Here is a 19370-nt window from a genome sequence, read left to right on the forward strand (position 1 = left end):
GAGCAATGCCGCACGGGGATATTCTCGGATTCGCCCCACCTCTCGTCGTATCCGAAGCCGAGATCGACGAAATCGTCGATCTCGCCTACCGAGCCACTAAGCAAGTCATGGACGAAATCGCAAAGAAACCGGCGTAACTGCGTCTTTGCTTACCGCACTTGAATTGTCGCCCTACAATGCCGGTGGGCAACAGCAGGTGTTTGGTACAAAGGGCATGCCATCAATCGGATGGGCTGGTTTTAAAAAGGCATCCTGTTGCTCCAAAGAGGAAAAGTTGACCTTCTTCCCCTAGCTTCACCGCATTTGCCATCCAGCAGGCGATGATCAATGGCGTTCCTTGAGTCGCTCTCCAAAGGACGGACGTATCGATAGCCTCTGCAAGCTGCACCTGCATGTGGGCCCACCCCATCCAGCTGCGAGCGCAGAAGGGCCGCCTGTCTCCAATATTGTGTCGCTCTCTTCTCGTCCTGCATCATGACATCGGATACCCCCGGGTTGGCGAGATAAGCTAGAACTCAAACTCACGCTTCTCTCGGTACAAGCCAGGGCATATCCTTCGGCCGATTCTGTCCTTGTAGCTCGTCGATATACTGGATCCCGCATCTTGGGCCGATTCCATTTTTTGGGCTGATCGGGACGCTTTGTCGCGCTCTGTTGAGTCGATCCGAAAGTAACGTGGAGAGTTAAGGCTGCTACGCTGCTCTTGAGCGGCGCGTCAGCAAGCGCGCAAGCAGCCGGTTCTGCGCGGTATCGCGGCGCTGGCGCGCTTTGTTTTGCACAGTTCCTCCAGAAAACTCGTCAATTTTGCAGTATTTAAGCGCTAAACAGCTTCTAAGGTCCGGCTTTGCTAGGCTACTCTAGAATGAGAGAGGCCTTGGGGAACAAGGAGAGACCATTGGCAGATAAAGGTGAGGGAACCCGTTATCGTCTGATTGATGTCAACCGCGCGGACAAATCCCGCCTTCGGGTGCTGATATATCACCCTAAGTGCCGCGAGTTCGTTCATGTGCTCGGCAAGGATCTACGCATCGAGGACGTCACAGGCAGTCTGCTCGATCAGGAAAACCTAGCCGATGTCGACGTGCTATTCGCCTTTAGTTGTCCTGGCGATGTTCTTGCTCGCTTGACCTCTCTCAAGTGGATCCAGAGTACCGGGGTCGGGATCGACGCCTTTGTTCCCCATTGCCGCAGCAATCCGCAGATCCTGGTCACGGCTGCGAAAGGTTTTGCCGCTGAATCGGCAGCCAGCGTCGTCCTGATGGCTACCCTTGCGTTCCACTGGAATTTGTTTGGCAGGTTGAAGGACCAGCAACGGCATCATTGGGAGCCCCACGCGAATTACACGTTGGAGCCGCTGATTTCGACCCGCACCATGGGCGTCATCGGCCTGGGGCAGATCGGAGCCATGATTGCCAGCCACGCAAAGCACCTTGGTATGCGTGTTGTTGGTACCAAGCGACAGCCTACGCCCGTTGCCGACGTCGATGCCGTCTATGCTCCCGAGGAACTGCACCGCCTGCTGGGCGAGTCGGATTTCGTAGCAGTTGCACTTCCGCTGGTTGCGGATACGCGCATGCTGCTCGGTCCGGCCGAATTCAAGGCGATGAAGCGAACCGCAGTCCTCATCAATGTCGCGCGCGGAGGAGTAATTGACGAGGCGGCGCTTCTGGCGGCCTTGCGTGATGGCACGATCGGAGGCGCTGCGCTCGACGTGTTTCCCGTCGAGCCGCTTCCATCGGACAGTCCGTTCTGGGATGCGCCGAACACCCTTATCACGCCGCACATCGGTGGGAACCGGATCGATGTCTACGATGCAAGTGCGGCCCTCTTAGCCAGCAATTTGAAGGCCTATCCCGATAAGCAAAACATGTCCGGTCTCTGTAACACCACACTCGGCTATTGAGGTGGCGCTTGGGGCGGTAATCCTCAGCGTCGATCAAACCGGACGGTGGCCCGAGGCAGGCTCCGGCCCGGGTCTCGCTCCCGAATAGCCTTGCGGCTGTCGGGCCTGGGAAAGTCCATGGTATCGTGATCGCGGTCCCAAACAAACATCGACATGTCGGTCGACTACGGGCGAATTGGTCGCGATCTGAAGATCTTTCCGGAAGGCGAGCTCATTACCACTCTTTCGGCGCAAAGGCGCTCCATTGGAGTGGTCTTCCGGGCAGAGCTGATATCCACAATCGACGGCAGCCTCGCTCGCGGTCTGGTAGCTGACCAGACCCCCGCCCTCAACGACGTAGGAGGGCGTTCCTTTCTGTCTCATCTAGCAAGCTGTCAAGTCTGAAGGGGGACAGCGCCTGTGCTCCACACCGGCCCCACACCAATGGGCGATTGAACCCCGCGACGCCGACAGGCGGCTTCGATCGTATTCCTAAGTAGACAAGCAATCGTCATTGGGCCAACTCCACCCGGCACCGGCGTAAGTGCGCCGGCTACGGCGCGGGCGCTTTCGAAATCCACATCACCTACCAGGCGCTGCGTTCCGTTACGTTCGACGCGATTGATCCCTACGTCGATTACGATCGCACCGGGCTTTATCCAATCGCCACGAATTAGCCCGGTCCGTCCGACCGCGGCCACTAGAATATCCGCGCGGCGACAGGCCGAAGAAAGATCTTCAGTTCTGGAATGCGCGACGGTGACCGTGCAATTTTCGCGAAGGAGAAGTTGCGCAAGGGGCTTTCCGACGATATTGGAGCGGCCAACTATTACAGCATTGAGTCCAGCGAGATTGTTCCGAACTCCCTTAATTAGCATCATGCACCCGAGCGGAGTGCAAGGGATCAGCGCATCTGCCCCCAGCGAGAGATTACCCACGTTCATGGGATGAAAACCATCCACGTCCTTGGCCGGATCAATCGCAGCCGTCACCACATGTGCGTCGATATGAGAGGGTAGCGGCAGCTGGATGAGAATGCCGTCGACATCGGGAGCTGCATTCAGGCGAACGATCAATGACAACAGATCTGCTTCGCTCGTAGTGCTCGGCAATTCATGATGAAACGAACGGAACCCAGCCTCAATAGATCGACGTATCTTGTTGCGGACATATACCGAACTAGCTGGGTCGTTGCCGACCAGAACCACGGCCAATCCGGGTGTAAGACCGCGCGATGCAAGATTCTCTACTGCGCTTCGCAACTCAGAATGTAGCTTTGCCGCCTCCGCGGCGCCATCGATGAGAATGGCCTCCCCTTGCTGCGTGGCCGGAATAGTTTGGATACTCATCGATAGATCACCGTACATTAGAACTGATGTTTGTTTTCCGATGGGACATTCGATTTGAACTTGGCGTATTTTGCCAGTTTTCCCACCTAGTCACAAAGAGAGCGCGCTCGTGCGGCAAGCTCGGATCATGGCCCCCGGCGATTGCTCGCTCGTCGCCGTTGTTCTCTCGCAACTCAGCAAGCGTGCACGCGCGACCTGTTTCCCAGAGCTTACCCGTATCGTAAGTTAAGTTCGTGCTGTTTTTGCAAATACTGGGATCATTTCCTGCGCAGTGGTCGGAGCTAGCCATGAAATTCACCACAAGTGCGGGGCGGGAGACTTACGAATCGACGCTCGCATCATGGAGCTTCTGCAAATGATCAAGTCGGACTAAACTCGATGTGTGAGGCTGACGAGGTCGTGACGCTCAGCCCGCGGCACCCGCGTGCTATTGAATTGCGATCAAGCGACCGTGCTAAGAAACAAAGCCCTTGCATCGCAGGCGGCTTGATCTTGTCGGTCCTTCTGCGTGGATACGCGCGAGGTCGCGATCGTCATGGGGTCGCTCTGCGCTGAGAATCTGCAGAAAATGCAGACTTTATGCAGTATTTATGCGCAAACTGCTGGCTTTTAGCCTGTTTTGGGCGATCACTGTCGCCTATGTTTTCGCCCCGTCAAGCTTCCAAAGAAGAGGCTGGCTGATGTTCCTAATCGGTAAAATGGCCGGATCGCGGATGTCTGCTCTGGGAGGTGTGATCTATGTGCAAGCCGCCGATTGCGATCGAGCCAATGATCGATGAGCCTGCACGACTCCCTCGACTGGTCGCGCAAAGCTTGCTGGCTCGCGCTCGAGATGAGGCGCCCCCTGCGCCGGGCCTTGATAGGCAGGAGATCTGCGCAGAGGCGCCTGCGCCCGGAAGGGGGCGACGCGCTGTTTTGTGCGCTCAATGGCGTGGCGGTCGGTGAGGTGCCCTTCACGATCCATTGCGCATGGAAGCTCGCGGTCTGTGGTCCTATTGGATCCTGGCAGTCGAGCTCTCGTCCGGCTTGCTTATCGACGAAAAGCGCGCATTTGCCTGCAGGGCCGGAAGTCAGTCTCATGGGCACGTATCAACGCCGTGAGTCGTGGCCAGAAGACCGGTTTTGGAGGCGCGATAGTTTGAATGGTGGCTCATTGTAGCCATCGCGGCGAAGTGGGCATTGGCAATCGAGCTTCATTGAGAATGGCTCGGTGTTCCGAATTGCGCTTTTCCCTCTGACCTGAAAAAGCACTGTTCTTAGGAAAGGAAACGTTATGTCATTGAACAAGAGACCCGACCTTCAGCGGCGCAGGTTAGTTCAAGGTGCCGGTGCAGCGATCTTGTCCGGCGTGATCGGGGCGCCCATGATTATTCCCTCTCGTAAGGCGTTTGCCGCGAGCAACCTGATTCTGGTTTCGTGGGGCGGAAACTATCAACGCGTCATTGAGGAAGTGTATGTCAAGCCTTTCGAAAAGGAATTTGGGGTGCGGGTGACCATAGTCAGCACGCCGGATCTTGCGAAGGTGAAAGCGCAGATGATGACTGGTAATGTGGAGTGGGACGTCTTCGAGGGCACTGGCGCAATGACGTTCAGTGGGTCGAAGAACGGTTACTGGGAACCGCTAGATCCGGCGCTCTTTAAGAGCGAAAACCTGATTGCGCCAATCACCAAGGATGCTGTGCCGATTGAAGCATCCTGTGGTGGCATCTGTTGGGATAACAGCAAGTTCCCGGATGGCAAACATCCGGAGACATTCATCGAGTACTTCGACGTAGGGAAGTTCCCCGGCCCGCGCACGCTGCGCAACCGACCTAGCGAAACGCTCGAGATCGCGTTGCTCGCTGACGGAGTGCCGCCCGACCAGCTCTATCCGCTCGATGTCGATCGTGCATTCCGTTCGTTGGATCGCATCAAGCCGCACATTGCGCACTGGGTCGAGCAAACTCCGCAAACGGGGGCGCTCGTAAAGACTGGTGAGGTCGATTTCAGCTACACTTATCCCGGGATAATGCTTGCAGCGCAGAACCCCGCCAAGTCACTCCGCTTCTCGTTTAAGCAGAACTTGCTATTCTTTAACTATCTCTCGGTGATGAAGAACGCGCCGAATAAGGCCAACGCGGTAAAGTATCTCCAGTTTGTGCTGCGACCCGACCGGCAAAGTGCACTTGCGAACGCGTACTTCGGGATTGTCCCGTCGAGTCGAGCCGCGGTGCAGTCGCTCACCTCCGAAGCGCGCAAATGGCAGCCCGACTTGGACAACAAGATGAACGTAAAGCTCAACGACAATTGGTGGTCTGATCACTTTGATCAGGTGACGCAGCGATTCAAGGAATGGCAGTTGAGCTAGGTCGAAAGCATGATCTCGGGGCAGGTTTCCAGTTGGAGAACGAAGAAATGAAGGGGCGTAACGACGTGCTGCTGTATGTCGGGCCTGCAGCCCTGCTCTCTGTTGTCGTGCTGTTGCTGCCGCTGATCTACGTCGTATACACCAGCCTCTGGACAGAAACTGGGTTGTCTCTGTCTGCCTATGAGCGGTTATTTGGGAGTTCGTTGTTTCTCCGTACGTTGTGGAACACGTTCGCGATCAGCATCAGCGCGGCTGGTGTGAGCCTGCTACTTGGGTACCCGATCGCGATGCATTTGGCGCGCCAGGCGCCGCGCGCGCGTGCGGTGTACAGCGTGCTCGTGCTGGTGCCGTTTTGGACAAGTATTCTCGTGAAGAGTTATGCATTTTTGGTGCTACTTGGCCGCGACGGGCTCGTCAATCGAATGCTGTCCGCGCTCTTTCACGTACATGTCGAACTGCCGATGCTCTTCAACCGGTTCGGTGTTATCGTCGGCATGACAAACTATCTGATCCCCTTCATCGTGTTCCCGGTGTTGGCGAGTTTGCTCGCGATCGATCGGTCGCTCTATCTCGCCGCAGAGATCGCGGGTGCGAAGCCCGCACGGATCTTCTTTCAGATCACGTTGCCGCTCAGTATGCCGGGGGTCGTGGCCGGCGCGTTCAGCACGGCGGTAATGTCATTGGGCTTCTTCGTAATTCCAGCCCTTCTCGGCGGACGCAAGGAGGCGATGATGTCTAATCTCGTCGACTTCTACACGCGTGAGGTGCTGGACTGGAATATGGCCTCAGCAATCGGTGTGGTGCTCCTTGGCATCGTGACCCTCGCCGCGGTCGGATCGGACTGGCTTCAGAAGCGCAACAGTAGACTTGGGGCACAGAGGCGAGTGCTGGTATGAGGGCATCCATGGAAATGGACGCGTTTGCGAAAGGCGGCGAGCTCCTAGTTGATCGGCTCGCGCGGCGTTATGCGCGGTTGACTAGTGCGATCGCGTTCGCTGTCTATCTATTTATTCTTGTGCCTACGTTGATCGTGATTCCAATCTCTTTCGGCGGTGGTGGGGAGCTGAGTTTTCCCCCGCGTGTGTGGACGCTCGAATTATATCGAGAGCTGTTTTCGTCGAGCAGCTGGATGAGCGCGATTCTTCAAAGCGCGAAGGTCGCTTCGATGACGACGTTGGTGGCCACGTTGATCGGCGTGCCCGCCGCCTACGGCCTCGTACGGTTTGAATTCCTCGGCAAACGCTTGGTGATGCTTATCTTGATGAGCCCGATCGTTGTGCCGGTGATCGTGGTTTCGCTTGGACTGTATTTGTACTTATCGCGCTTGCATTTGGTTGGCACAACCGCAGGCTTGGTCATGAGTCACATAGTCTATGTGACGCCTTTCGTGCTGATGACCGTAATGGCTGGCGTCAAAAAGCTTGACCCGGCGCTCGAATTCGCAGCATCAATTCTGGGGGCGAAGCGGATCATCGTTTTGGTGAAGGTGGTCCTGCCGCAGCTCCGTCCGTCTATCTTTGCGGGGGCGCTCTTCGCGTTCCTCGTGTCGTTCGATGAAGTGGTAATTGCCTGGTTTATCACCGGCCCGACCACGACGACCCTACCAGTGAAGATGTATAGCAGCGTTCAATGGGAGATCTCCCCAGTGATTGCCGCGGTTTCCACGCTGCTGACCGTGCTCTCAATTATATTCTGCTGTGCCTCGACGTTTCTGCAACCCGGTACGCCGGAGCCCACACGTTAATGCGGGCCCAAACGATCTCACAGTCGTTGATGAAAGACGCAGACCCGTGTTTGGCCGTTCAATCACCCGAATACGGGAGGTCGCGCAGGGCGTCCGCCGCAGCTGGCACGAACAACAACCTGATCCTATTTGCCGGGCTGGGCAAGACATACGAAGGCTGGAGCTCCTTTACGCCAATGAACTGCCGTGCGCGAGGACGAATTCCGGAGCTGGCTTGGGCCGAGCGGCTCGGCGGAGGACTACAGCCTTCAGCGTCATTGCCGGCCCGATCGCGCAGTCGAAAGGGCAGATTTTTGCTAAGCAGCAGGGGCCTCTTCAGTGCAGCACTGCGCGACCGGGACTTGGGCGTCGCCTTCCAACATTATGCTCTGTCACCGCATCTGAATCTGTTCGCGGATGTTGCGCTCCCCTTGCGCACTCGCGCTTTCGGAAACGAGGGGATTAGAGGACGCGCGAGTAATGTGCTGCAGCGCGTCGGCTTGATCCGCTGCTCGCCGGTGCGCCAGTCACGGTTAGCTCGGCTGTTAGCGAGGGCAAGGTATTCAAAAGCTGGACCAGGCGCGAGACGTGCTGAATCGTTGTCCAATCGCCTTGGTTTTGAGGAGGGAGGGCGGCGGCTCGACTCTCTCGTCGCGTCTCACCGTTTCGCCGGTCGTCCGGTGTTGCCTCTCAAGCATTCCGGACATGGCTCTCATTGAAGGCTCGAAGAAATCATGGGCATGTCCAGAAAACCGTCTCTCGCACTGATCAACTCACAACCAGCCGGGCTCCAATCGCCGGTTCGTGGAACGCAGGTCGGCGTTGCCGACGTTCATTGTGAGCGCAACATGATCGTGCTTAAGGGCGTTGGAAAATCGTACGGCTCATTTGTGGCGGTTCACGAGACAGATCTCGCCGTACGTGAGGGGGAGTTCTTGAGTCTGCTCGGCCCTAGCGGCTCTGGCAAGAGCACCATTCTTAACATCATCGCCGGCGCTGTTTCGCCGACGAGCGGGCAGATTCTTCTAAATGGCCGAAATGTATCGAGGATGCCTCCGCGCGAACGCGGCCTTGGAATGGTGTTTCAGAACTATGCACTTCTGCCGCATCTGAATGTTTTTGACAACATCGCCTTTCCGTTGCGCATCCGGCGAGTTGGAAAAGAGGAAATCGGGAAGCGCGTGCGCGACGCCCTGGATCGCGTGGGCCTTGTTGGTTACGAGCACCGCAAGCCCAGGGAGTTGTCAGGTGGACAGCAGCAGCGGGTGGGAATCGCTCGATGTATCGTGTATTCTCCGTCGGTTATCCTAATGGATGAACCGCTGGGCGCGCTGGACAAGAAATTGCGCGAGCAGCTGCAGGTCGAGATCAAACGGCTTCACAGGGATCTTGGCACGACGATTGTGTACGTCACTCACGACCAAGAAGAAGCGCTAGACCTGTCCGATCGCGTGTGTTTGATGAACCGTGGCCGCATTGCGCAGATCGGTGCGCCTCAAGAACTCTATTTCGAGCCTACTAACACGTTCGTAGCGGATTTTGTGGGTGAATCGAATCTTATCGAGGGGATAGTGAGCGATAAGGATACGGTAATTACGGGGGGCGGCCTCACGCTCGCGGTGCGCAGCACAGAAGGGCATCCCCCCGAATCAAAAGTCAAAGTGCTGGTGCGGCCCGAGAATATTCGCGTGACTGAGGGCATTGAACAACGGGTCGTGCCGGCTCAACAAAACCATTGCACCGGCGAAATAACACAAACGTCCTTCGTCGGCGGTATGACTCGAATCGAGGTTTGGTGTCAGGGAGACATGATCTTGCGTATCAAGACAGTCTCGTCGCGCGCCGCCGATCGTTTGCCCCCCGAGGGTCAGGTCACGGTCAGCTGGACGGCGAACGATAGTGTGGTGCTCAAGAGCTAGAGCACATGTGGGAGGTATTCGCTGGTGATCGGACCACCGAACAAGCTAGGCGCGATGAGGCGGTCGCAGCGCAAAGCGCCAGGATCAGTGTCCGCCAGTGGCCGTGTGGCGCGAAGCTCCGCACCGGCTCGCCTTTTGGCCCCACCGCGCAGTGGGGCCATGTTGGACTCAATCCAGGTCTCGTCGATTAACACCAGATCTCGTGCTGGCGCAGCCCAAGATGAAGAAGCTTCTGTCGAGCGATCACTTCTTCACTTCTCCGTCGATGGCACGCTGATCGAGGCTTGGGCCTCGATCAAGAGCGTCAAGCCGAAGGGCGGCTCTGGCGAACCTCCGGCCTCACGGCGGCGGGCACATGCCGAAGCGGACTTCCGTGGCCAGAAACGCGCGAACGACACCCATGCTTAGACCACGCCGCATGCGGCGCAGAACACCAGCGGACGCAGCCCTGCGATTGACGGGAGAACGCCCCGGCTCGGCGGCTACGCCGTCAGCCAGCGCATCCGCAAGCTCATCGAGGAGACATTTGGCTGGATCAGGACGGTCGGCGGGCAAGAGCAGACCAACTTCCGTGGTCGTGATCGCGTTGGATGGACCTTTGCCATCGCTGCCGCCGCCTACGATCTGGTGCGGTTGGCCAAGCTGATAGAGGAGGCCGGCTGATAGCCAAGGTGCCCCGGTTCGCCAAGGCTTTTGCCGGCCGCGGGCGTATCGTCGAAATGGACGCTGTGACGGCGACTTCCTCGATCGCGTGGAAGAGGGCACCTCACGCTTGCGCGGAGTTCTCATGGAAATGGCACGACGGGTACAATCCCGCCTACAGTCGCGGATGGGTTATGATCGGCACTGCTGGCAGACTCGTTGGCCATCTCTACGTACGCCACGGCGACGATTCAGGCTTCGTTTGCGAGCGCGGCTTTGAGTTCTTCAACAGCCTACTTGGATTATGCCCTGCGCTGTTACCTTGTGCGCGATCCTTCGAGCGCGGCTTGCTCCGGCGGGAGGCTAATATGGCCAGCATGTCTCTGGCCTATATGGCCAGCAAAGTTGCTCATACCGCGGCGCTCTTCTATAGCGCGACAATCTGGATGCCTGGATCCGAGGTGGACCGCTAGTACAGCCGCTTCCACAATCTGCTCTGCATTTGGCACTGCGTCCTTTAAAGGCGCATATCTTCAGATAGGCGGTAAGCGTCGTCCACCGCGCGGTCTCCTTTTAGATCTGGGCGCATACCTGCAAATCGCAGAAGTAAAGCAGTGCGACCATCGAAGTTGCAGAATTCCTGCGTCTAAGGGGAAAGGAATGGCGTCAATGATGACGAGGGACTGAGATAATAGCAACGTCTTTGACTTTGAACCTCGCGACTTCGAGGCAACTATATCTCCACAGAGGTTGAAGTTTCAAAGCTTGTTGACACGGGCAGGATTCGAATTGGCAAAAATTCAGCGGTCGGACGATGCTTAAAAGATTGTCGCGCGGATAATCCGGGCGCCGAACTCGACAGCAGAGTTCGACGCTTCGATAAGTCTGCGTCGGCCAAACCGCAAAACGAGCATGGATTGCTCTTTAGCCCACGATCTCCTCCATGAGTCGTCGTTTGTGGACACAGTGAAGTATCGCGGAAGCAAGATCATCTCATTATGTGACGCCAAACGTTCGCTTGAGGCTTCCGGTTTCAGATTCAGTAAAACTCATAAGGAGCAGGTCGATGACAATATCGGTCGGAGAGTATCGTCGCCGCGTTGTTAGAACTCAAAGCGAGATGGAAAAGGCTGGACTTCCGGTCCTGCTCCTGCATCAACCTCAAAACATCATTTATCTGACGGGTTTTGATATTGGCCCCGGATTTTACGCTTACCATGCGGTCGTTCTACCGGCGAAAGGCGATCCAATCCTGATCGTTCGCGACGTCGAAATTCCTGCGGCAAAACTCGGCTCTTGGGTCAAGGAATGGACGTTCTATAGTGACGCCGTTGACGCGCTCGAACCAGCAATAGGCGCGGCGAAACGAGCACTCGATCAACTTGGGCTTGGCGGTGGAAAGATTGGAGTAGACGAGCACTCCTGGTTTTTGACACCAGAGCGATATAAGCGTCTACGATCTCAGCTGCCTCACGCGTCCTTTGTTGCAGAACCCAAGATCGTAGACCACCTGCGAATTATCAAATCACCGATCGAGGTGGAATGTATTCGCAAGGCAGCCGCTTTTGTCGAGGCCGGCGTTAAAGCGGGCATTGAACGAGTTAGGGTTGGCACAACAGAACGCGAGCTCGCAAGCATCGTTTTCGGCGAGATTATCGTAGCCGGGGGCGACCCGCCGATCAATGGAGTAATCATCTCGGGGGATCGGGGCGATGTGGTCCATGGCGGTTATACCGACAGGCGGCTCCGGCGCGGAGAACAAATCTACTTCGAGCCGACCGGCATCCATCAAAACTACCATGCTCGAATCATGCGGACTACCATCGCAGGTAAGCCGAATGCGGATCAGCTGAGGACGGCCGAAGCTCTCATTCGTATCCAAGATGCTGGGATCGCGTTGATGAAACCGGGAACAAGTGCGGCGCATGTTGATAATGCATTTCGGGAGCCTGTATTGGCAGCGGGGCTGCGGGAAAGCTATACCAACAAGACAGGTTATTCTCTAGGGCTTAACGTGCGGCCATCTGCAACCGAAGAGTTGAGAGAGTTCTCGCCTGGCGCCAATTGGGTCTTGGAGCCTGGAATGGTGTTCCACATGCTCGTGATGGCAAAGGGCATCGGTATCAGCGAGATGGTGCTCGTCACACAGGACGGCCCTGAGCGGATCACGAGCATGGAGCGTAAGCTCTTTTGGAACGAATAGGTCCTCTCGGCTAATTGGCTGCCCTCAGTCGATATGCTGCTAATCCCTCCTTGCGACCCAGAACGGCGTTGATTCCGACAAATGACTTTACCTATTGAGGATAAGGATCAGACCGAGCACGCCGCCATGCACTTGGTTGAGGTGTTGGCGGCAGTGGTCCGGGAAGATTGCTATGACAATGCTCATGGAGACCTTCTTTCACACCCTCAAGACGGAGCTCGTCCAACACAGGCACTATGCAACACGGGCAGAAGCCACACGGTCACTCGGCTATCGGCTTTATCAGCGCGATTGAGATGGAGTTAAAAGCAGCTTCGTCGAGTTTTTCGGGGGAAGATCACTATGATGGACATCTCCTCGGGTTGGATGCGTCAGCGCTGTCTTCATAGGCAACGTAACTATCTTCCGCGCTCAGCGGCCGGTTAGTAGTTAAGCTCGGGCGGCGTGCTGCTAGACGGTTTTCTGGACCGTTCTCGGTGCAAACTGTTGAAGCTGCTCGCCGCCGGATTTCGCAGCCTACTATGTTGCGAGCCTTGGCCGCCATAACCATTCCAAAGAAAGTTACCGGGGCTGAAGAGAGTCCATCGCGTGCGATGGGCGTGCGGCAACAGCCCCAATGCGATCGTCACATCACCCAAACATACTAGCTGTTGGACGCAGGAAGATGTGAGGTAAGAGCCGGTGATCGGCCGTGTTGAACGCTGGCGCAATGTGCCGCCGTCCTCCGCAGAGCACGCCCGATCGCGGCTTGCTATCCAGATTGTCGGCGCGACACGCCAGGTATCCTCGCGAGAAGCGTACGGCCTCTTTCGGTCGGGACCATTACGGCGCCGTTATCCCCTTCTGCGAAGGATTCCCGAAATTCAAACTCCGGGTGCCTGGTGATCGGCGTCGAAGACGCGGCGTTTCAGGGGCTGTGGTCACACAAACCAAGTATGCGATTGGATCGGAAGCGTACCACCACAGATCCAAGCTCGCTGGCTGTGGTGGCGCAACTGCGTGCATTTGGCTTGCAATGAGGAGCCGAATTCTGCAGGATTCCGGCGAAACTTGCCGTCGTTTACGGTTTTTGTGCGTCTATACGTGTTAGTTCTTGAGGATCGCCGCGTCGGCAGATGCCGTGCATTGCCGAGAAGCAACTAACGTCAGGAGAAAGCACACATGCCCGCATTCGGTCAACAGGAGTACCGCCAGCGCACTGCTCGGCTGCGCCAGCGCATGGCCGAACGCGGTTTGGACGCGATCCTGGTCCTTAGCGAGTCGAACATGAACTATCTCACCGGCTATGAGGGGTTTTCGGATTACGTTCCGCAACTCGCTCTTGTCTGTCAAGATGAGGAAGATCCGTGGCTGATTTTACGCGAGATGGATGTCGCATGCGCCGCGGCCAGCTCGTACCTGCCCCAATCGCGTGTCCTCAGTTATCCCGAGAAATACATCGGTTCGAGCCAGCGAACTGCATGGCAGCCGATTGGCGATCTGATCCGCGAGCGTGTCAAGTCGCGCCGAATCGGCCTCGAGCTAACGGCTAGGCTGTTTGGAGTGAAGGCCCATGCCGCGTTAAGCAGCAGCTTGGACTTGTCGCAGTCCGTCGATGCAGATGGGATGATTTCCGAACTGAAGGCGATAAAATCACCAGCTGAGCTGGCCTACATGGAGCAAGCCGGAAAGATCGCGGATAGGGCCGTTCAGGTCGGCCGCCTCGCAATCGCTGTCGGTGCCCGCGAATGCGACGTGGCCGCTGCCGTTACGCATGCGTTGTGCGCGGGTACACCGGAATTCCCGGGCGGAGCCAATCGATATCCTCTCACCATGCCGGTTGGCTCTCCAGCCAATGCGCCACATCTTAAGTGGTCCGATGGACACTACAAGGCGGGCTGTCAGACCAATTTCGAGATCGGTGCCTTCCGTCACCGATATTGCTGCGGCTTGTCACGGACGGTCTTTCTGGGGGAGCCATCTGTTCGGGCGCGGCACGTGCACCAAGCATGTCTCGATGGCTTCCTTGCGGCATTTGAAACTATACGGCCGGGGGCGCAGTGCGGCGATGTTGAGCAAGCGTTCCGACGAGTGTTTGCTCCTCGTGGCGTACGCAAGGAATCCAGGATTGGCTACTCGATTGGCATCGACTGGACGGATGGGGGGCCAAGCTTTCAGGAGGGAGATGAGACCATCATTCAACCCAATATGACCTTCCACCTCCTTATGGGTATCTGGGAGAAAGATGATGGCTACATCTTCAGTGAAACGGTTCGCGTTACGGAGCATGGCGCGAAATCGCTGAGCAGCATGTCACGCGATCTGCTGGTCAATTACTGACTTTCCGCCGTCTCTCGCGGACGCCGACGCCTTGCAGCGTCAATGTGTTAGCGTGCAGGATCATCGTCCGCGTTGGACCTCCAAAGATTGCCCGACGGCGGCCGGTAATTCTTTTCCCCTGGCGCGCCCGGGTGCTCTGAAGGAGCCGATTTAATCCCCTTCTCTGCCGAGATGGAGGCGCCGGAGCCGGCAGAGTGCCTGAGCGCGCGGGCCGCCGCATAGAGCGTAACCTCCGCGCGACGAGCTTTGAGAATGATCAGTGAACTGACAAACCCGTGCACGGTTGCTCTCTCGAAAGAGGCGCTCTGGTGCACGGGTTTTGATGGGACCTGAGCCCAGTTTGCTCGCCGTGGACAGAGGCGCGAATGCAATCAATCAGCGCTTTTTTCAGGGAGGTTGGGAAAGTGCAATTCCTCCTGTCCAGTGACACGACTGCGATCTCTAATTGGCGCGTCGCCTCATGATCATCTGTTGGACGTCCGGCGTGAGCAGGGCGACGGCGCGTCGCCATTGAATGGCGGTCCTAATACATATATCGTTGAACTTCATGCCGCCGCGGGCGATGCTGACCGGTCGTCACACCGATGCACGGGAGCCGGGCGATGCGCCGTCGTCTGTGTGGGTACGCCAGCGCCGGAATTCCTTTCGTTTTGGGCGCTTCACGCCGAATGTCTGCGCCGATATACCGAATCCCGCTCGAAATGGCCGGCGAGGTACTGTCAAAATACTCCTGTCCATCACCAATAATATCGGGAGGTTAAATGACGGGACACGAGTTGGGCAGGCGAGCAATATTGCTCGGTGCAGCCGTAATGATGGTCAGCGTTGGGGCTTCTGCCATTGCGCAGTTGATCCCTAATCGTGTGCTCAAGGAAGGTAAGATCACGATAGGTATCCACAACCGGCCGCCGTGGGGATTCAAGGCAGAGGATGGTAGCGCTTCCGGCTTTCAGCCGGATTTGGTCAAGGCGGTGCTCGCTCCGCTTGGGGTCAAGGAAATCGACTTCGTAATTACCGATTTTTCCGCTCTTATTCCCAGCCTCATGTCCAAACGAATTGATGCTATCGCCTCTGGTATGTATATCACGAAGTTACGGTGCGATCAGGTCATTTTCAGCAACCCCGATCTTGCAATCAAGGCTGCACTCGGCGTCCTCTCAGGCAATCCGCACAACATTCACAGCTTTGCCGATGTAGCAAAGAACCCGGCCCTTCGCATTGGTGCTATTCGAGGCGCAACCGAAGCTGATCTTGCCACCAGGGCAGGTGTCCCAAAAGAGCGCACGCTACTGCTCCCGGATTACAACGCACTTGTCAGCGCACTTTTGGCTGACAGGATCGAGGGGATCCTCTTGCCTTCCGCGTCTGTCGGCGAACTTCTCAAAGATCCAAACCTGAGGGGGAAGCTCGAGCGCGCAGTTCCCTTCGTTGGACTGGTCGAGAATGGCCGAGAAGCGGCCGGCTACACGGCTATTGTTTTTCGGCCGGAAGACTCGCAACTGCGCGATCTCTACAATGACGGCTTGGCAAAGCGGAAAGCCGACGGGACGCTGAACAAGATAGCAGAAAAATATGGTTTCACCGATGCCGACATTGCTCCGGAAGGTGTAACAGCCAAAGACCTATGCCCTGATAACTACCACTAGACCGAGTTAGCAGAGCGAGCGGATGAGCTTTTTTGAAATCATGCGCGCCATATACCAAGGCTTTGGAGTGACTGCGAGCGTCACTATTCTCGGCCTCCTATATGCGATCCCGTTCGCTCTGCTGGCTGGCGTGCTGCAGCACTTCTCAACTGGTGCGTATCGTGGAGCGATTACTGCGGTCATTGAGTTTTGGCGAAGCTCTCCGGTCATCGTTCTACTCTACGCGTTCTACTATTCGTTACCAGCTTTTGGCATCTATCTCTCAGCAATTGCCGTTGGCGCAATGGTGCTCGGGCTGAATGTCGGGGGGTACGGTAGCCAGTCTGTCCGTGCGGCATTGCAGGCCCTTAATCGTGGGCAGTGTGAAGCTGGGCTGGCTTTGGGCTTGAGCCGCTTCGATGTTCTTCGCTTGGTCGAATTGCCTCAGGCCATCGCGGCAATGATCCCGACGTTTGTCAACGAGGCGATCCAACTGATCAAAGGAACATCATTGGTCTCGCTCATCGCGCTCACGGACATGACCTTCCGCGCAAAGGAAATCTCCGAATTGAGCTACAATCCAGTCGGGGTCTATTCCGGTCTCCTCCTTGCGTATCTGATTATCTGCTATCCTGTCACTATTCTCGGCCGCTATCTGGAAAGGTCTTTCGGCGAAGGACGAGCGCGCTCATGAAATTTGACTTTGTGTTTGCCGTACGAATTGTGCCACTGGTGTTGGAAGGGGTCGAGAACACGATTCTGGTCACGATACTGACGTTCTTCGGCGCGACAGCACTCGGCTTCTTCTGGGAGATGCTGAGGCGCTCTCATCGGCTTGTGCGTCCGCCCACGCAGTTTTTAATCGACGCGATCCGATCCACACCCGTCCTGGTTCAAATTTATTTCCTATTCTTCGTTTTGCCCTATTATGGCGTAACATTACCAGCACTGTCTGTAGGCGTTTTCGGCTTAAGTTTTTACTTCTCCGGATATATATCGGAAGTCTTCAAAGCTGGGATAGACGCCGTACCGGCGGGACAGAGTGAAGCTGCGCAAAGCCTCGGGCTTTGTCGGCTCGACACGGTCGTGTTCGTGGTCATGCCGCAGATGTTGCGTAACATTGCAGCGCCGCTCGGCGCCTATTCGATCTCTATCCTCAAAACCACGCCACTACTTGCGGTGATTGCGGTTCCGGAAATGCAGGGGAGCGCGTTTGATGTGGCGTCGGAAACTTATCGGTATGCCGAGCCGATGTTTGTTACGGAAATTCTCTTTCTTATTCTGGCCCTCGTCGCAGTTGCTTTAATCACAATCCTGGAAAGGCACCTCCGACTCGGCGCGCGCTCTTGATAGAAATAAGTAACGAAGATGGTCGCGAACGAAATATAGAACCGACCCCGCGGTGTGGTCGCGGAGGAGCGAAGATGGCTAGTGCCGAACTGCCGAGAATCGCGGTCCCGATCGCAGTGCTTATTGATAGCGTTTCAAAGTACTACGGAACTTTTCAGGCGCTGCGTGACGTCACACTTGACGTCCGCGTGGGAGAACGGGTTGTGGTGTGTGGCCCGTCAGGCTCGGGAAAGTCCACTTTGATCCGGTGCATCAATCAGCTTGAAAAGCATCAGAAGGGCAGGATCGTCGTGAACGGGGTCGAACTACGCCCCGGCATGAAAGGCTTACAGGAAGTCCGGCGTGATGTTGGGATGGTTTTCCAGCAGTTCAATCTCTTTCCGCACTTGACGGTCATCGATAACTGCACTCTGGCTTTAGTCCGTGCGCGTAAGGTGGCGCGCGATGTGGCAAAAAAAATCGCGATGGAAAACCTCGATCGAGTCCGAATACCCGAGCAGGCGAGAAAATATCCAAGTCAATTGTCAGGTGGTCAACAACAGCGTGTCGCCATCGCTCGCGCGCTTTGTATGAACCCGAAGATCATGCTGTTCGACGAGCCGACCTCGGCGCTTGATCCGGAGATGGTGAAAGAAGTGCTCGATGTAATGGCCGCACTTGCGAAAGAGGGCATGACAATGATTTGCGTGACACACGAGATGGGCTTCGCTCGCGAGGTCGCCGACCGAGTAGTGTTTATGGATGGAGGCGAAATAATCGAACAAGCAGCGCCCGCGCGTTTCTTCAGACATCCAGAGCATGCCCGCACCAAAAAATTTCTTAGTCAATTATTGCATTGACCCGCACCAAATAGATGGGACGTAGAGGCGGGCGAGGCTTCGAATGCAGGCGCGATCTTTTTATCAATCACGAGCGAAGCCTCTCGAAAAAAGGTCTAAGTTTTAGGATGCGAATTGATGTGCGCTCGCTCTTCTTGCGCGGCGCGCTCTCGCTTGGACTGCGCGAAACCCAAAGAGACTTCAGAACACCAGGGGCGCCGCTAGGACCGAACTGGCGCAACGGAAGGGCTAATGATTGCCGTGTCCTGTACGCCCTTGGGCAGCGAAATTACCGACCGGCGACATTTGGAATCATTTCCGTGTGCCCGACGAAGGGCGGCCATGACTTCGTCTACCGTCTCGATCTCTTTGATACTCTCCGGAAATTCCACTGCTTTCCGTTGCCGCGCTTTTTCCAACACGCCTTCCGTGCATTGGAAGAACTTCTCACGTAGATCCGTATCGAAAATGCGTGTCGACTTATCCTCGCCGAGCGGCTCGCCGCCAGCGACCGCGGCCTTCAGCGTCGCCACGTCGACCGCGCCCGCAATCCGATCCGAGCCGCGGCCGCAAACTCGATCTCGGTCGCGCCGCCGCCGATAGGCCCGATTAGACGCCCTTGGTTCTACGACTACCATTTGCTGGTACGAAGCCCAGTTGATGTGTGGCATCCCTTCGGCTCCGGGCGAAACGACCGCAGCCATCGCAGCAGCAACGAGCGCGACATGCCGTATCGCCGCACCGTGGCCGCGACCTGGCGCGGCGCCTATAACCTCTCAAGGATAATCTTGAGCTTCTCATCCTCGAACCGGCACCGCTGGCCCGTGTCCGCCATATCAAGCCGTTCGATCTCAGCACTGCGTCGTTCACTGTCCATAGGGAAAATCAACAACATGCCTCATTCGGCGATGGCTCTGACGGCCCGTCCCGGTTCAGCGGTCAAGTACTCATTTGGACCTGATGTGCTGGATGAAATTCGGCGCGAAATCGCGGCGCTTTGCATAAAATCGTCTCGGAAGGCGCAGAATGCGCGCAAATATCTTGATAAGATAGGTATCGTGAACCCGCAGACACTTTAGATGAGCCGATGACCTTTCAAGTAGTCGATACACAAATCCACAGTTTGGTCGGGTGCGGAGAGCCGCTCGCAGGGCCTGCGGCTGTGTGAGTTTGTTGCGGAGTGTAGCGTGGTC

General features: G+C 56.5%; 16 protein-coding genes and 1 pseudogene. 14 read left to right on the forward strand and 3 right to left on the reverse strand.

The genetic code is table 11. From position 1 onward, the window contains the following. Nucleotides 1–220: 220 nt before the first annotated feature. Nucleotides 221–394, reverse strand: coding sequence for a hypothetical protein (locus RAD15_RS39070; RefSeq protein WP_458184028.1), 174 nt, complete (start codon nucleotides 392–394; stop codon nucleotides 221–223). A gap of 501 nt (nucleotides 395–895) precedes the next feature. Between RAD15_RS39070 and RAD15_RS39075 the strand changes: the two genes are divergently transcribed. After that, nucleotides 896–1903 carry a D-2-hydroxyacid dehydrogenase gene (locus RAD15_RS39075; RefSeq protein WP_458184029.1) on the forward strand — a complete coding sequence of 336 codons (1008 nt, stop codon included), beginning with the start codon at nucleotides 896–898 and terminating at the stop codon, nucleotides 1901–1903. A 374-nt stretch (nucleotides 1904–2277) separates the two neighbouring features. Here RAD15_RS39075 and folD read toward each other — a convergent pair whose 3' ends face one another. After that, the gene (folD, locus tag RAD15_RS39080; protein ID WP_458184030.1) at nucleotides 2278–3231 is read right to left on the reverse strand and encodes a bifunctional methylenetetrahydrofolate dehydrogenase/methenyltetrahydrofolate cyclohydrolase FolD; all 954 of its coding nucleotides are present in this window, start codon (nucleotides 3229–3231) and stop codon (nucleotides 2278–2280) included. A 590-nt stretch (nucleotides 3232–3821) separates the two neighbouring features. Between folD and RAD15_RS39085 the strand changes: the two genes are divergently transcribed. The 12 genes and pseudogenes from RAD15_RS39085 to RAD15_RS39140 all read left to right on the forward strand — a co-directional run bounded on the left by RAD15_RS39085 (nucleotide 3822) and on the right by RAD15_RS39140 (nucleotide 18198). Then, the gene (locus RAD15_RS39085; RefSeq protein WP_458184031.1) at nucleotides 3822–4010 is read left to right on the forward strand and encodes a hypothetical protein; all 189 of its coding nucleotides are present in this window, start codon (nucleotides 3822–3824) and stop codon (nucleotides 4008–4010) included. Nucleotides 4011–4504: 494 nt separating this feature from the next. Further along, nucleotides 4505–5578, forward strand: a complete 1074-nt coding sequence (locus RAD15_RS39090; protein WP_458184032.1) for an ABC transporter substrate-binding protein — start codon at nucleotides 4505–4507, stop codon at nucleotides 5576–5578. 47 nt (nucleotides 5579–5625) lie between these two features. Continuing rightward, nucleotides 5626–6474: an ABC transporter permease gene (locus RAD15_RS39095; RefSeq protein WP_458184033.1), complete on the forward strand. Its 849-nt coding sequence runs from the start codon at nucleotides 5626–5628 to the stop codon at nucleotides 6472–6474. A gap of 8 nt (nucleotides 6475–6482) precedes the next feature. Next, nucleotides 6483–7322, forward strand: a complete 840-nt coding sequence (locus RAD15_RS39100) for an ABC transporter permease (RefSeq protein WP_458184034.1) — start codon at nucleotides 6483–6485, stop codon at nucleotides 7320–7322. A gap of 713 nt (nucleotides 7323–8035) precedes the next feature. Further along, nucleotides 8036–9220 (forward strand): ABC transporter ATP-binding protein, encoded by a 1185-nt coding sequence (locus RAD15_RS39105; RefSeq protein ID WP_458184035.1) that lies wholly within the window; start codon nucleotides 8036–8038, stop codon nucleotides 9218–9220. Between the two features lie 136 nt (nucleotides 9221–9356). Then, a pseudogene (locus RAD15_RS39110) lies at nucleotides 9357–9883 on the forward strand (IS5/IS1182 family transposase); the annotation flags it as partial. 1045 nt (nucleotides 9884–10928) lie between these two features. Further along, nucleotides 10929–12065 carry a M24 family metallopeptidase gene (locus RAD15_RS39115; RefSeq protein ID WP_458184036.1) on the forward strand — a complete coding sequence of 379 codons (1137 nt, stop codon included), beginning with the start codon at nucleotides 10929–10931 and terminating at the stop codon, nucleotides 12063–12065. A gap of 1161 nt (nucleotides 12066–13226) precedes the next feature. Continuing rightward, nucleotides 13227–14384 carry a M24 family metallopeptidase gene (locus RAD15_RS39120; protein WP_458184037.1) on the forward strand — a complete coding sequence of 386 codons (1158 nt, stop codon included), beginning with the start codon at nucleotides 13227–13229 and terminating at the stop codon, nucleotides 14382–14384. A gap of 761 nt (nucleotides 14385–15145) precedes the next feature. Next, a complete protein-coding gene (gene ehuB, locus RAD15_RS39125) occupies nucleotides 15146–16030 on the forward strand; it encodes an ectoine/hydroxyectoine ABC transporter substrate-binding protein EhuB (protein ID WP_458184038.1) in 885 nt (294 codons plus the stop codon). Nucleotides 16031–16052: 22 nt separating this feature from the next. Continuing rightward, nucleotides 16053–16703, forward strand: coding sequence for an amino acid ABC transporter permease (locus tag RAD15_RS39130; RefSeq protein WP_458184039.1), 651 nt, complete (start codon nucleotides 16053–16055; stop codon nucleotides 16701–16703). Further along, the gene (locus tag RAD15_RS39135) at nucleotides 16700–17359 is read left to right on the forward strand and encodes an amino acid ABC transporter permease (protein WP_458184040.1); all 660 of its coding nucleotides are present in this window, start codon (nucleotides 16700–16702) and stop codon (nucleotides 17357–17359) included. The genes RAD15_RS39130 and RAD15_RS39135 overlap by 4 nt, the downstream gene beginning before the upstream one ends. A 74-nt stretch (nucleotides 17360–17433) precedes the next feature. Continuing rightward, nucleotides 17434–18198 carry an amino acid ABC transporter ATP-binding protein gene (locus RAD15_RS39140; RefSeq protein WP_458184041.1) on the forward strand — a complete coding sequence of 255 codons (765 nt, stop codon included), beginning with the start codon at nucleotides 17434–17436 and terminating at the stop codon, nucleotides 18196–18198. A gap of 200 nt (nucleotides 18199–18398) precedes the next feature. Here RAD15_RS39140 and RAD15_RS39145 read toward each other — a convergent pair whose 3' ends face one another. Next, nucleotides 18399–18710, reverse strand: coding sequence for a hypothetical protein (locus RAD15_RS39145; RefSeq protein WP_458184042.1), 312 nt, complete (start codon nucleotides 18708–18710; stop codon nucleotides 18399–18401). Between the two features lie 192 nt (nucleotides 18711–18902). On the opposite strand from RAD15_RS39145, the gene RAD15_RS39150 reads away from it, so the two are divergent. Beyond that, the gene (locus RAD15_RS39150; RefSeq protein ID WP_458184043.1) at nucleotides 18903–19256 is read left to right on the forward strand and encodes a hypothetical protein; all 354 of its coding nucleotides are present in this window, start codon (nucleotides 18903–18905) and stop codon (nucleotides 19254–19256) included. Nucleotides 19257–19370: the final 114 nt, after the last annotated feature.

The organism is Bradyrhizobium sp. 14AA (assembly GCF_054185205.1).

Coding starts and splice junctions, on each gene's coding strand:
- RAD15_RS39070 (WP_458184028.1), bottom strand. CDS start 394: ATGCAGGTGCAGCTTGCAGAGGCTATCGATACGTCCGTCCTTTGGAGA.
- folD (WP_458184030.1), bottom strand. CDS start 3,231: ATGAGTATCCAAACTATTCCGGCCACGCAGCAAGGGGAGGCCATTCTC.
- RAD15_RS39085 (WP_458184031.1), top strand. CDS start 3,822: ATGCGCAAACTGCTGGCTTTTAGCCTGTTTTGGGCGATCACTGTCGCC.
- RAD15_RS39090 (WP_458184032.1), top strand. CDS start 4,505: ATGTCATTGAACAAGAGACCCGACCTTCAGCGGCGCAGGTTAGTTCAA.
- RAD15_RS39095 (WP_458184033.1), top strand. CDS start 5,626: ATGAAGGGGCGTAACGACGTGCTGCTGTATGTCGGGCCTGCAGCCCTG.
- RAD15_RS39100 (WP_458184034.1), top strand. CDS start 6,483: ATGGAAATGGACGCGTTTGCGAAAGGCGGCGAGCTCCTAGTTGATCGG.
- RAD15_RS39105 (WP_458184035.1), top strand. CDS start 8,036: ATGGGCATGTCCAGAAAACCGTCTCTCGCACTGATCAACTCACAACCA.
- RAD15_RS39115 (WP_458184036.1), top strand. CDS start 10,929: ATGACAATATCGGTCGGAGAGTATCGTCGCCGCGTTGTTAGAACTCAA.
- RAD15_RS39120 (WP_458184037.1), top strand. CDS start 13,227: ATGCCCGCATTCGGTCAACAGGAGTACCGCCAGCGCACTGCTCGGCTG.
- ehuB (WP_458184038.1), top strand. CDS start 15,146: ATGACGGGACACGAGTTGGGCAGGCGAGCAATATTGCTCGGTGCAGCC.
- RAD15_RS39130 (WP_458184039.1), top strand. CDS start 16,053: ATGAGCTTTTTTGAAATCATGCGCGCCATATACCAAGGCTTTGGAGTG.
- RAD15_RS39135 (WP_458184040.1), top strand. CDS start 16,700: ATGAAATTTGACTTTGTGTTTGCCGTACGAATTGTGCCACTGGTGTTG.
- RAD15_RS39140 (WP_458184041.1), top strand. CDS start 17,434: ATGGCTAGTGCCGAACTGCCGAGAATCGCGGTCCCGATCGCAGTGCTT.
- RAD15_RS39150 (WP_458184043.1), top strand. CDS start 18,903: ATGCCGTATCGCCGCACCGTGGCCGCGACCTGGCGCGGCGCCTATAAC.